The following is a 12,303-nucleotide window of genomic DNA, read 5'->3' as shown; positions in this document are numbered from 1 at the left end:
AACCGCAAGCCATGCTTTTGATGGCTGTCGATGAAGACGGAACCTGCCCCTCCTGCACCAATGAACCAGAAATTTGAACATCTGATCGCGCGCGCCGAGCAACTCATCGCCCGCATCGAATCCATCTTGCCGCAGCCCCTGGACGCGCCGGACTGGTCCACCGGCATGGCCTGGCGTTACCGCAAGCGCAGCAGCGGCCATGGCACCTTGGAGCCGGTGCGCCATGTCGCGGCGCTGCAACTGTCTGCGCTCAAGGAAATCGACGCGCAAAAGCAAAAAATCGAGCGCAACACCGAGCAGTTCGTCGCCGGCCGGCCGGCCAACAATGTGCTGCTGACCGGTGCGCGCGGCACCGGCAAATCCTCGCTGATCAAAGCCTGTCTGAACGCCTACGCGCCCCGGGGCCTGCGCCTGATCGAGGTCGACAAGGCCGACCTGATGGACCTGCCCGACATCGTTGAGGTGGTGGCTGAACGGCCGGAGAAATTCATCATCTTTTGCGACGACCTGAGTTTTGACGACGGCGAGCCGGGCTACAAGGCGCTCAAGTCGATGCTGGACGGCTCGGTGGCGGCGGCCACGCCCAATGTGCTGATCTATGCCACCAGCAACCGGCGCCATCTGCTGCCCGAGTACATGGCAGAAAACCTGGCGCACACCCATGGCGCCGACGGCGAGGTGCACCCCGGCGAAGCGGTGGAGGAGAAGATCTCGCTCTCGGAACGCTTTGGCCTGTGGGTGAGCTTCTACCCCTTCAGCCAGGACGAGTATCTGAGCATCGTCGCCCAGTGGCTGTCGGCGCTGGGCCTGTCGGCGCCGGCCATTGCTGCCGCCCGCCAAGAGGCGTTGCAGTGGGCGCTCGAGCGCGGCTCACGCAGCGGCCGTGTGGCCCATCAGTTTGCGCGCGACCATGCCGGACGCCATGGCGGCTGAAACCCCTGCGGGCCCATCCGGGCGCAGGCGCACCGAAGTGGCCGTGGGCATCTTGCTGCGCGCCGATGGTGCGATGCTCCTGTCCACCCGTCCTCCGGGCAAGCCCTATGCGGGTTATTGGGAGTTTCCCGGCGGCAAGCTGGAGGCGGGCGAGACGGTAGCGCAAGCGCTGCGCCGTGAACTGATCGAAGAGCTCGGCGTGACCATAGGCCCGGTCAGCGTCTGCAAGGTCACCGAGCACGACTACCCGCACGCGCTGGTGCGCCTGCACTGGTGCAAGGTGCTGGCCTGGACAGGGACGTTCGAGATGCGCGAGGGCCAGACCATGGCCTGGCAGCAACTGCCGCTGACCGTGGGCCCGGTGCTGCCCGGCGCCTATCCGGTGCTGCAATGGCTGGCCGGGGAGCGCGGGCAACGGGTCGTTGCCGATGCCGCGCCAAAATGATGGCTGGTGATCGCCGCCGGCACTGGTTCTGATTCAGTGCGCCCGCCCAGGGTCTGCATCGTCCGGCGGGTTGTCCGGGGGGTCTTGGGCCGGCATACGGAACTGCTCGCTGGCCCAGGCCCCCAGGTCTGCCAGTTTGCAGCGTTGGCTGCAAAAGGGCCGGTAAGCGTTGCCGGGGCCGTACACGCTGTCACCGCGGCAGCCGGGACAGCGGACGATGCGCTCTCGGGCATCGGTGCTGCGGGAGTGGGTCATCGATCGTCGTCCTGCACAAGTCAGGCACACAGGGTGAGTTCAAAAGCCGCATCCTCGGCGCAGGCATGCAGGCGCCCATCGTCGTGCAAGCGCATCAGCCGCACCGAGACGATCAAGCGGTTGCCGCTGATTTCCGGGATCAATTCCAAGGCCGGATCGATGCGCAGACGCAGCAGTTGGAACATGCGGCCCTGCGGCAGGTTTTGCTGGAACTGGCCCCGCTCGGCGGCGACCTTCTGTGGCACGCCGGAATCGCGCAGCAGCTTGAGCAGCAAACCGATCGACTCGGCCAGCGGCGCCAGCGTGCCGGCCCATTGCTCCAGCGCTTGCTGGCGTTGCGCGGCTGGCTGGTGCTGCCATGCATGGTAGGCCGGCAGATCGAAGCTGCAGGTGCCGCCCGGGATACCGATACGGCTGCGAATGCCCATCAGCCAGTCGTTCTCGGTGAGCGCATGGCCTGATTTGCCGGTCTGGGCCTTGAGCGCGGCAAAGCACTGGTCGAGCTGGGCCAGCACGGCATCGAGTGCAGCCTCCGAGACCGCAGGGTTGCCACGGTAGCTGTCGAGCTGTTGCCGGTGCTTTTCGATATCCTTGAAAAGGTCCGACTTCAGGTCCGCCCGGGCAGCCACATCCATGATCTCGAAGATCGTCAGCAGCGCGAAATGGTGGTCGAGCGCATAGGCGCGGAAAACCAGTTCCCCCAAGCGGCGCAACAACTGCTCGAGCCGCAAATAAGTTCTCAGACGCTCGTTGAAAGGATATTCGTAAAGGATCACGCTGCTGGGGAAGTTGAAAGTACCAACCGGCTACGGGGCCGCATCATAGCCCGAACCAACGAGCCATCTGCCGGACCTCGGCCTGTAGCTGTTGCAGCGTGCCATCGGCCTCATTGGCAAGCACCACATCGGCCAGCGCCCTGCGCGCGCTGCGGCTGGCCTGTGACGCAATGATGCCCTGCACCTGCTCGCGTGCCAGGCCGCTGCGGCGCATCACGCGCTCGATCTGGGTCTCGGCCAGGCAGTCGACCACCACCACGGCATCGAGGCGGCGCGCCCATGGCCCGGATGGTCCGGACTCGGCCAGCAAAGGAATGTCATGCACGATCAACCCGGCCCCCGCTGCCAGCGCCTGCTGCGCCCGCGAATCGCCATGGGCAGCGACCAGGGGATGAATGATGCCCTCCAGGCGTGCACGCGCCTGCGGCTGACTGAACGCCAACTGCCGCATGCGTGCACGGTCGAGCGCACCGCAGGCGTCGACATACTCGGCGCCGAAAGTGCTGCGTATGGCCGCCATCGCGGCGCCCTGCGGCCCCGTCACTTCACGGGAAATTTGGTCCGCGTCGATCAGGCAGGCCCCCAGGGCCGCCAGCATCTGCCCCACCGTGCTCTTGCCGCTGCCAATGCCGCCGGTCAGGCCCACACGCAATGGACGCGATGGCTTGCGGCGCATGGATCAAAGGCCCAGCAGCCCGAGCGCCAGGCCCAGCATGGTGCCGGGGCCGAACACCAGCGCCGTCAGACCGGCGCCGACCAGAAAAGGCCCGAAGGGGAGATAACCCCCCTCACGCAAGCGGCTGGAAATCTTCATCGCGATACCGACGCCAGCGCCGATCACCGAAGACAGCAAAATGATGGGCACCAACGCTTGCCAGCCAAACCAGGCCCCCAAAGCGGCGAACAGCTTGAAGTCGCCATAGCCCATGCCCTCCTTGCCGGTGGCCAACTTGAAACCCCAGTAGACCAGCCAAAGCGACAAATACCCTGCAACCGCCCCCAGCACCGAGTCGTACAGCGGCAGATCGATCCACTGCAGCGCAGCCGACAGCAATCCGGCCCACAGCAAGGGCAAAGTGATGTCATCCGGCAACAGGGTGGTATCCCAGTCGATGCATGCCAAGGCCATCGAGGCGGCAGAAAAGCCGCACCACGCAATGCCAGCCGCTGTCAGGCCCCAGCGCTCGATGCAAAAAAAGAACAACCCACCCGTCACGATCTCCACCAGCGGGTAGCGCGCACTGATGCGCGCCCGGCAAGCCGAGCAGCGCCCCCGCAGCGCAAGGTAGCTCAGCACCGGGACATTTTCGTACCACGGCAGCATATGCCCACAGGCCGGGCAGCGCGAACGGGGAATCAGCAGATTGAAAGGCTCGGGCGCAGCCTCGGCGGGCACGGCAGGCGCCTGCGCTGCCGGATGCGGGGCATCCCGGTGGGCGAACTCAGCCGCCCACTGCCGCTCCATCATCTTCGGCAGGCGGTAAATGACCACATTCAAAAAGCTGCCGAAAAGCAGACCGATCACGCCGCCCAATGCCGCGTCCAGCCACAGGCCCGCAAGCATTACACGACCTGTCCCAATTTGAAGATCGGCAGATACATCGAGATGACGATGCCGCCGATCAGGCAGCCAAGAAAAACGATGATGATCGGCTCCATCAGGCTGGATATGCCCGCCACCATGGTATCGACTTCTGCCTCGTAAAAATCGGCGGCCTTGCCCAGCATGTGATCGATGGAACCGGTCTCTTCACCAATGGCACACATTTGCAGCACCATCGTCGGAAAGATATTGGCGTTGCCCATGGCCACCGTGAGACTGGTGCCGGTGGAGACTTCCTGCTGAATCTTGTCCGTTACCGACGCGTAGACCGAGTTGCCTGCGGCCCCCCCCACCGAGTCCAGCGCCTCCACGAGCGGAACCCCGGCGGCAAACATCGTCGACAGCGTTCGGGTCCAGCGCGCAACGCATGCTTTCTCGAACAGTACCCCGAAAATCGGCAAGCGCAACAGCAGGCGATCCATGAACTTCTGCAATTTCTCATTGCGCCGCCAGGACTGCATGAAGAAGAAAATGCCACCACCGACACCCCCGAAAATCAACCACCACCAGTGGACGAAAGTCTCACTGATGGCCATGACGAGCAAGGTGGGCGGCGGAAGATCGGCGCCGAAGGAGGTGAAAACCTCTTTGAAGGCCGGGATCACGAAAACCATGATCAGCGACACCACCACAAAGGCCACGCACAGCACCGCGCTGGGGTACATCAAGGCCGATTTGATCCGTGACTTGATCGCCTCGGTTTTTTCCATGTAAGTGGCAAGCCGATCCAGCAGGGATTCCAAAATACCGGCGGTTTCGCCGGCCTCCACCAGATTGCAGTAGAGCTCGTTGAAGTATTTTGGATAATGTCTGAAGGCACCGCTCAGGGAAGTGCCGGTCTCGATATCGGAGCGGATGTCATTGAGCAATTTGGTGACACTGGGGTTGGTAGAGCCACGCCCCACGATGTCGAAGGACTGCAGCAGCGGAACACCGGCCTTCATCATGGTCGCCAATTGCCGGGTAAAAAGTGCAATATCCTTGGGTTTGACCTTCTTGCCGGAGCGCATGCGGCGCTCCTTGATTTTCGTCGAGAGCACCCCTTGACGGCGCAGGCTCGCCTGCACCTGGTTTTCACCAACCGCCCGGATCTCGCCGCGGACGATTTTTCCATTGCGGTCCTTGCCTTCCCATTCGAAGACTTTTTCCTTGATCTCTCTTTTTGCTGCCGTGATGGTTGCCATGCTGCCCTCCGGTAAATGCCATGTGTTATTCGTTGGTGACGGCCAGGACTTCTTCGAGGGAAGTCAGGCCCAACTTGGCCTTGTACAGGCCCGCGTCGCGCAATGAGCGCACACCCTCCATGCGGGCTTGCTCGGCAATCTCCAGGGCGCTGCCATCGCGCAGGATGATGCGCTGGATTTCCTCTGTGATCGGCATCACCTGATAAATGCCGACCCGGCCCTTGTAGCCATTGTTGCAAGCGTTGCAGCCGACCGGACCATAAGTAACCCAGGAGCCGTCGATCTCCTCCTCTTGGTATCCCGCATCGACCAGGGTCTCCTGGGGTATGTCCGTCGGGGTTTTGCAGATCGGGCACAGCCTGCGCGCCAGGCGCTGCGCGGTGATCAGAATCACGCTGGACGCAATATTGAATGGCGCAATACCCATGTTGCGCATCCGTGTCAAGGTCGTCGGCGCGTCATTCGTGTGCAGGGTGGACAGCACCAGGTGCCCGGTTTGTGCCGCCTTGATCGAGATGTCGGCAGTTTCCAGATCCCGTATTTCCCCGACCATGATGATGTCGGGATCCTGGCGCAGGAAGGAGCGCAGCGCCGCAGCAAATGTCAGGCCGGCCTTTTCGTTGACGTTTACCTGATTCACGCCCGGCAGGTTGATTTCGCAAGGGTCTTCTGCCGTCGCGATATTGACGTCCGGTTTGTTCAGGAGATTCAGACAGGTATACAGTGACACGGTCTTGCCCGAACCGGTAGGGCCTGTGACCAAAATCATGCCGTAGGGGCGACCGATGGCCTGGAGTAGCCGCTCTTTCTCCACCGGTTCATAGCCCAGCGCATCGATACCCAGTTTGGCGCTGCTCGGATCCAGAATACGGATGACGACTTTCTCGCCAAACAAGGTGGGCAAGGTGCTGACCCGGAAGTCGATCACCCGGTTCTGGCCGACTTTCAGCTTCATGCGGCCATCTTGTGGAATGCGTTTTTCCGAGATATCCAGGCGCGAAATGACCTTGATGCGGGAAGCCAGCTTTTCCTTGATCGCAATCGGCGGCGAAGCTATTTCCCGCAACTCGCCATCGATGCGGAAGCGGACGCGGTACTGGTGCTCGTAGGGTTCGAAATGCAGGTCGGACGCGCGCATGTTGAAGGCGTCCAGCAGCATTTTGTGCAGAAACTTGACGATCGGAGCATCTTCGACATCCGTGGCTGCCACAGCCGCATCTTCGGTGGCAGTTTCGACCGCCATATCGTCGAACTCGAAGTCACCGCCACTGACCAGCGTATCCATTGCTTCGTTGGCGGATTTGGTGATCGCTTCGACCAGAAGGCTGAGTTTGTCATATTCCGCGATGACCCAGTCCACGCCCATCTGGGTGGCAAACTTGATTTTTTCAGCCGCTTCCTGGTCGGTAGGGTCTGCCGTTGCGACGATCAGGCGATTACTGCGTTTGCTCAGTACGACGACGCGGCAGGTCTTGCATATCTTGTTATCCAGCAAATCCTTTGGCAAACGCGACGGATCGATGGCATCGAGATCGAGAAGGGGCGCGCCAAAGACGGTCGACACCGTATGCGCCAAGTCAGCGGCGGAGACAGCCCCGGAGCCGGTCAATTCGGCAATGAAACTGGTGCGGTTGGCCTGGGACTTCTTGTAAATGTCCTCGGCCGATTTCTGACTCAGCTTGCCTGCGGACATCAACGCCCTGCCCAGTCCGGGAAGTGCAACGGCAGAGGCTTCTTTGGAGGGAGTATCGACAGCGGCCATGACACCGTTCGGCGGAGGGGGAAAAAGGCATCTTACCATCCCCGGTTACGCATCGGGCGCACGACGCCGGATGTTGGCCACTGCGCCACGGCAATGGGTGGAAAATACCACTGGCCACGGATCGATGGTCGGGGTGAGAGGATTCGAACCTCCGGCCTCTACGTCCCGAACGTAGCGCTCTACCAGGCTAAGCTACACCCCGCAAATCGCTGTGGCACCTGCGCGCCATGCCCCCCGGCCGGCATCGATGCCATACCCCAGGCTCAGTGGCGTCGCTCCAGCAACTGCGCCGCCAATTCTAGCAAACCCTTCGAATAGGCATTCGATGGCAGTTGCTGCGCAGCGGACATTGCCCGGCGGGCTTCGGTGCAGGCGGCGGCGCGGGTGACTTCGAGCGCGCCGGTCGCGCGCACGATGCCGACGATCTCGGCCAGTTGCTCCGTCGAGCCTTCCTTGATGGCTTGGCGCACGATCAGCGCCTGCCCGGGGCTGCCTCGTTGCATCGCGGCGATCAGTGGCAGCGTGGCCTTGCCTTCGCGCAGGTCGTCGCCCAGGTTCTTGCCCATCTCTGCGCTGTCGCCGTCGTAGTCCAGGACATCGTCGATGATCTGAAAGGCGGTGCCCAGGGCCTGCCCGTAGGTGGCGCAGGCTTGCTCGATGTCGGGGCTGCTGCGGGCCAGCACGGCGCCGAGCCGGGCGCTGGCCTCGAACAGCTTGGCGGTTTTGGAACGGATCACACGCAGATAGCCGGCTTCATCGAGCGTTGCGTCATGCATGTTCATCAGTTGCAGCACCTCGCCCTCGGCGATCACGTTCGTGGCTTCGGCGAGGATTTCCATGACGCGCATGTTCCCCGTTTCCACCATGGTCTGGAACGAGCGGGTGTGCAAGAAGTCGCCCACCAGCACACAGGCCGGAGCACCGAAGATTTCGTTGGCTGTGGGGCGACCACGGCGCAAGGTGGAGGCGTCGACGACATCGTCGTGCAGCAATGTGGCAGTGTGGATCAGTTCGACCACGGCCGCCAGGCTCAAGCGGTGCGCGCCGCCATAGCCCAGCGCCCCGCACACCATCAGCAGCAGCGCAGGGCGCAAGCGCTTGCCTCCGGCGGCGATGATGTGTCGCGCCACCCAATCCACCAGCGGGACGTTCGATAGCAGGCGCTGGCCGATGACTTTGTCGACCTCGCGCATGTCGTCGGCCACCAGTGCCAACGGGGATGCTGCGGTGAGGGCAGCGGGGGCGATGGGGGGGGCGGTCGAGAGGGTGGTCACGGAAGGTGCACGGATCATGGGAAGAGGGTGCGGCTACGGCTGCGGTTGCGCGATGCGTTAGACTTGCCGGTTCTGCGGAAATCCGTTTCGCAGAAATTTACTCGAAGGGGTCAACATGTACGCGGTCATAAAAACCGGTGGCAAGCAGTATCGCGTTGCTGCCGGCGAGAATATCAAAGTAGAACAGATTGCTGCGGACGTAGGCCAGGAGATCGTCATCGACCAGGTTCTGGCTGTCGGCAACGGCGCTGAACTCAAGGTGGGTACGCCCCTGGTGTCCGGCGCCAGCGTGAAAGCCACGGTGGTGGCCCACGGCAAGCGCGACAAGGTGCATATCTTCAAGATGCGCCGACGCAAGCACTATCAAAAACGCCAAGGCCATCGCCAGCAGTTCACCGAGCTGCATATCGGCGCGATTGCTGTCTGAACCCGAGGAGTTGATGTCATGGCACAGAAAAAAGGCGGCGGCTCTACGCGCAACGGGCGCGACTCCCAGCCGAAGATGCTGGGGGTCAAGGTCTTCGGCGGTCAGCGGATCACGGCCGGCTCCATCATCGTGCGTCAGCGTGGCACGCGCTTTCACCCCGGCAGCAATGTCGGCATGGGCAAGGACCACAGCCTGTTCGCACTGGTCGACGGCCAGGTGTCGTTCGGCATCAAGGGGGCATTGTCCAAGCCGACGGTCAATGTGACTCCCGCAGCATCGGCGCCGCCGGTCTGAGCTTTCTGCCTCCGGCCCCGATCAAAGCCCCGCCTGATCGGGGCTTTGTCGTTTGAACGGGAGTTCCGATGAAGTTCGTCGATGAAGCCTTTATTGACGTTGCCGCCGGCGATGGCGGCAACGGCTGCGTGTCTTTTCGGCACGAAAAGTACAAGGAGTTCGGCGGCCCCAACGGGGGCGATGGCGGGCGCGGCGGGCATGTGTTTGCCGTGGCCGATCCGAACCTGAACACCTTGGTCGATTTCCGCTACGCGCGCCGGCATGAGGCCAAGCGTGGCGGGCATGGCATGGGCTCGGACATGTTCGGGGCTGCGGGCGCCGACATCACCCTGAAGATGCCCGTGGGCACCATCATTACCGACGCCGCGACGGGCCAGCCGTTGTACGAGTTGCTGCTCCCGGGCGAGGTGATCACCATCGCCCGGGGCGGTGATGGCGGTTTTGGCAATATGCGCTTCAAGAGTGCCATCAACCGCGCGCCACGGCACAAGACGCCTGGCTGGCCGGGCGAGAAAAAGAGCCTGAAGCTGGAATTGAAAGTGCTGGCCGATGTGGGCTTGCTGGGCCGGCCCAATGCGGGCAAATCGACCTTCATTGCCGCAGTGTCCAACGCCCGACCGAAGATCGCCGACTATCCATTCACCACGCTGCACCCCCATCTGGGCGTGGTGCGCGTCGCCCCCGAGCAGAGCTTCGTGGTGGCCGATATCCCGGGCCTGATCGAAGGGGCCTCCGAAGGGGCCGGGCTGGGGTTGCAGTTTCTGCGCCATTTGCAGCGCACCCGGCTGCTGCTGCATATCGTCGATCTGGCCGCGCTCGACACGGGTGTCGACGCGCAGGACGCGGGTGTCGACCCGGTAGCGCAGGCCAAGGCCATCATCAACGAACTCAAGAAGTACGACCGGCAGTTGTACGACAAGCCGCGCTGGCTGGTGCTGAACAAGCTCGACATGGTGCCCGCCGGCGAGCGGCAGGCGCGCGTGCAGGATTTCGTCAAGCGCTTGAAGCACCAGGGGCCGGTGTTCGAGATCTCTGCGCTGACGCATGAGGGCTGCGGGCCTTTGGTCCATGCCATCTTCGGTCATGTGCAGTCCGGGCAGCGCATGGACAACGAGCCGCCGCCGCTGGACCCACGCTTTGCCAGCGCCGGGCCAGCCTGACCGGCGTGCCCGGCCCGCACCATCGCACACCATCGCACACCATCGCACACCATCGGATGGTCCCATTCATGTTCACCATGGCTGACGGTGCAGGCAGGACATGCGCCAGAGGCTCCCCCGAGGATTCAACACATGGTTGCCGGCATATTGCGCTCTGCCCGCCGCATCGTGGTCAAGGTCGGCTCCAGCCTCGTGACCAACGAAGGCCGTGGCCTCGATGAGGCCGCCATTGGCGAATGGAGCCGCCAACTGGCGGCGCTGGTGCGCGGTGATGCCGGTGCTGCGCGCGAGGTGGTGATGGTCTCCAGCGGTGCCATCGCCGAGGGCATGAAGCGCCTGGGTTGGGTCGGCAGGCCGCGCGAAATCCATGCGCTGCAAGCCGCTGCGGCGGTCGGTCAGATGGGCCTGGCGCAGATGTATGAGACCAAGCTGCGCGAGCAGGGCATGGGCAGCGCCCAGGTGCTGCTGACCCATGCCGACCTGGCCGACCGCGAGCGCTACCTGAATGCCCGCTCGACCCTGCTGACCTTGTTGCGCCTGGGCGTGGTGCCGGTGATCAATGAGAACGACACGGTCGTCAATGACGAGATCAAGTTTGGCGACAACGACACCCTGGGCGCCCTGGTGGCCAATCTGGTGGAGGCCGATGCGCTGATCATCCTGACGGATCAAAAGGGGCTCTACACCGCAGACCCGCGGCGCGACCCGTCGGCACGGCTCGTGCGCCAGGCCAAGGCCGGCGATAGCGCGCTGGAGGCGATGGCCGGCGGCGCCGGCTCCAGCATTGGCAAGGGCGGCATGATCACCAAGATACTTGCGGCCAAGCGCGCTGCCGGCTCGGGCGCTTCGACCGTGATTGCCTGGGGGCGCGAGCCCGATGTGCTGGTGCGTCTGGTGGCCGGAGAAGCCCTGGGCAGTTTGCTGGTGGCGCAGACCCAGAAAACGCAGGCGCGCAAGCAGTGGATGGCCGACCATCTGCAACTGCGCGGCAGCGTGGTGGTCGACGCCGGGGCTGCGGCCAAGCTGCGCGCCGAGGGCAAGAGCCTGCTGCCTATCGGCATGACGGCGGTAGAGGGTGATTTCGCGCGCGGCGACGTGATTGCCGTGCGCGATGCCTCGGGGGCAGAAATCGCCCGCGGCCTGGCCAACTACGCCGCTGCCGAGGCCCGTATGCTGTGCCGCAAGCCATCGACCGAGTTCGAGAAACTGCTCGGCTATAGCGCAGAGCCGGAGATGGTGCACCGCGACAACCTGGTGCTTGCTGCGGGTTCCTGACCGGGGGCCGGCACTACACTCACCGGATTTTCCTTCTCCGGCATTTTTCATGACGTACTGCGTGGCCATCAAACTCAATGCCGGACTGGTTTTCCTGTCCGATTCCCGCACCAACGCCGGCTTGGACCAGATCAGTTCGTTTCGCAAGATGATCGTCTATGAGCAAACCGGCGACCGCTTCATGGTGCTGCTGTCCGCAGGCAATCTGTCGATCTCCCAATCGGTGCGCGAGATTCTCCAGATCGAACAGATCGGGGACGGCGCCGAATCCGGCGAGCCGATCACGATCTGGAACGCCAAAAGCATGTTCGACGCCGCCCGCGTGCTGGGCGCCGCCGTGCGCCATGTGTACGAGCGCGACGGCGCAGCGCTCAAGCGCTCCGGTGTCGACTTCAACGTGTCGATGTTGTTTGGCGGCCAGATCAAGGGCGAAGGCATGCGCCTGTTCCAGATCTACTCGGCCGGCAACTTCGTCGAAGCCACGTCCGAGACGCCCTACTTCCAGGTCGGCGAGTCCAAGTACGGCAAGCCCGTGCTCGACCGGGTGCTGACACCCGAAACCCCGCTGAACGAAGCCGCCAAATGCGCACTGGTGTCGATGGACAGCACGCTCAAATCGAACCTGTCGGTGGGGCTGCCGCTGGACCTGGTGGTGTACGAGGTGGACCGCTTTGCCACCGACAAGCTGATCTGCATCGACGAGAACAACCCGTACTTTCGCATGTTGCACGACAGTTGGGGCCAGAAACTGCGCCAGGTATTCGACAGCATCGAAGACCCGGCCTGGAACGGCGGCAGCACCCAGGTTCCGCTCATGGTGAGCACCGGGCGCAACAAGCCGCTGCGAAAGATCACCAACCATCAGGACCGGCTCATCTAAAATCGCCCCTGCACTGGACAGACCAATGAAGGGCG

At 63.1% G+C, this 12,303-nt stretch carries 14 protein-coding genes and 1 tRNA gene; 7 read left to right on the top strand and 8 right to left on the bottom strand.

Features of this window, described 5'->3' with window-relative positions; genetic code table 11:
* Nucleotides 1-60 precede the first annotated feature (60 nt).
* Both VEIS_RS19000 and VEIS_RS18995 read left to right on the top strand, forming a co-directional pair.
* Nucleotides 61-933: an ATP-binding protein gene (locus VEIS_RS19000; protein WP_041950196.1), complete on the top strand. Its 873-nt coding sequence runs from the start codon at nucleotides 61-63 to the stop codon at nucleotides 931-933.
* The gene (locus VEIS_RS18995; RefSeq protein WP_011811619.1) at nucleotides 911-1,378 is read left to right on the top strand and encodes an NUDIX domain-containing protein; all 468 of its coding nucleotides are present in this window, start codon (nucleotides 911-913) and stop codon (nucleotides 1,376-1,378) included. The genes VEIS_RS19000 and VEIS_RS18995 overlap by 23 nt, the downstream gene beginning before the upstream one ends.
* Nucleotides 1,379-1,411: 33 nt before the next feature.
* Here the strand turns inward: VEIS_RS18995 and VEIS_RS18990 are convergent, their stop codons facing one another.
* The 8 genes from VEIS_RS18990 to VEIS_RS18955 all read right to left on the bottom strand — a co-directional run bounded on the left by VEIS_RS18990 (nucleotide 1,412) and on the right by VEIS_RS18955 (nucleotide 8,151).
* Nucleotides 1,412-1,633, bottom strand: a complete 222-nt coding sequence (locus tag VEIS_RS18990; protein WP_011811618.1) for a DNA gyrase inhibitor YacG — start codon at nucleotides 1,631-1,633, stop codon at nucleotides 1,412-1,414.
* 20 nt (nucleotides 1,634-1,653) lie between these two features.
* Nucleotides 1,654-2,409 (bottom strand): cell division protein ZapD, encoded by a 756-nt coding sequence (zapD, locus tag VEIS_RS18985; RefSeq protein WP_011811617.1) that lies wholly within the window; start codon nucleotides 2,407-2,409, stop codon nucleotides 1,654-1,656.
* Nucleotides 2,410-2,452: 43 nt separating this feature from the next.
* Nucleotides 2,453-3,085: a dephospho-CoA kinase gene (coaE, locus tag VEIS_RS18980; protein WP_011811616.1), complete on the bottom strand. Its 633-nt coding sequence runs from the start codon at nucleotides 3,083-3,085 to the stop codon at nucleotides 2,453-2,455.
* 3 nt (nucleotides 3,086-3,088) lie between these two features.
* Entirely contained in the window at nucleotides 3,089-3,973 is an 885-nt protein-coding gene (locus VEIS_RS18975) for a prepilin peptidase (protein WP_011811615.1), read from the bottom strand.
* On the bottom strand, nucleotides 3,973-5,196 hold the full coding sequence (locus VEIS_RS18970; RefSeq protein WP_011811614.1) for a type II secretion system F family protein: 1,224 nt from the start codon (nucleotides 5,194-5,196) through the stop codon (nucleotides 3,973-3,975). The genes VEIS_RS18975 and VEIS_RS18970 overlap by 1 nt, the downstream gene beginning before the upstream one ends.
* A gap of 25 nt (nucleotides 5,197-5,221) precedes the next feature.
* Entirely contained in the window at nucleotides 5,222-6,958 is a 1,737-nt protein-coding gene (gene pilB / locus VEIS_RS18965; RefSeq protein ID WP_041950195.1) for a type IV-A pilus assembly ATPase PilB, read from the bottom strand.
* 125 nt (nucleotides 6,959-7,083) lie between these two features.
* Nucleotides 7,084-7,160: transfer RNA gene (locus tag VEIS_RS18960), tRNA-Pro, on the bottom strand.
* 61 nt (nucleotides 7,161-7,221) lie between these two features.
* Nucleotides 7,222-8,151 (bottom strand): polyprenyl synthetase family protein, encoded by a 930-nt coding sequence (locus VEIS_RS18955; RefSeq protein ID WP_041951049.1) that lies wholly within the window; start codon nucleotides 8,149-8,151, stop codon nucleotides 7,222-7,224.
* 196 nt (nucleotides 8,152-8,347) lie between these two features.
* Between VEIS_RS18955 and rplU the strand changes: the two genes are divergently transcribed.
* From rplU to VEIS_RS18930, 5 genes are all read left to right on the top strand, one after another.
* Nucleotides 8,348-8,659 carry a 50S ribosomal protein L21 gene (gene rplU, locus VEIS_RS18950; RefSeq protein ID WP_011811611.1) on the top strand — a complete coding sequence of 104 codons (312 nt, stop codon included), beginning with the start codon at nucleotides 8,348-8,350 and terminating at the stop codon, nucleotides 8,657-8,659.
* A gap of 18 nt (nucleotides 8,660-8,677) precedes the next feature.
* Nucleotides 8,678-8,953 (top strand): 50S ribosomal protein L27, encoded by a 276-nt coding sequence (rpmA, locus tag VEIS_RS18945; protein ID WP_011811610.1) that lies wholly within the window; start codon nucleotides 8,678-8,680, stop codon nucleotides 8,951-8,953.
* Nucleotides 8,954-9,021: 68 nt separating this feature from the next.
* Nucleotides 9,022-10,113 carry a GTPase ObgE gene (obgE, locus tag VEIS_RS18940; protein ID WP_011811609.1) on the top strand — a complete coding sequence of 364 codons (1,092 nt, stop codon included), beginning with the start codon at nucleotides 9,022-9,024 and terminating at the stop codon, nucleotides 10,111-10,113.
* A 132-nt stretch (nucleotides 10,114-10,245) separates the two neighbouring features.
* A complete protein-coding gene (proB, locus tag VEIS_RS18935) occupies nucleotides 10,246-11,388 on the top strand; it encodes a glutamate 5-kinase (RefSeq protein WP_011811608.1) in 1,143 nt (380 codons plus the stop codon).
* 49 nt (nucleotides 11,389-11,437) lie between these two features.
* On the top strand, nucleotides 11,438-12,268 hold the full coding sequence (locus VEIS_RS18930; protein WP_011811607.1) for a proteasome-type protease: 831 nt from the start codon (nucleotides 11,438-11,440) through the stop codon (nucleotides 12,266-12,268).
* Nucleotides 12,269-12,303 lie beyond the last annotated feature (35 nt).

Origin of the sequence: Verminephrobacter eiseniae EF01-2, from assembly GCF_000015565.1 — a bacterium.
Taxonomy (GTDB): domain Bacteria; phylum Pseudomonadota; class Gammaproteobacteria; order Burkholderiales; family Burkholderiaceae_C; genus Acidovorax; species Acidovorax eiseniae.
Note: the sequence above shows the minus strand (reverse complement) of the source record. Positions and strands in the feature narration are given on the sequence as shown.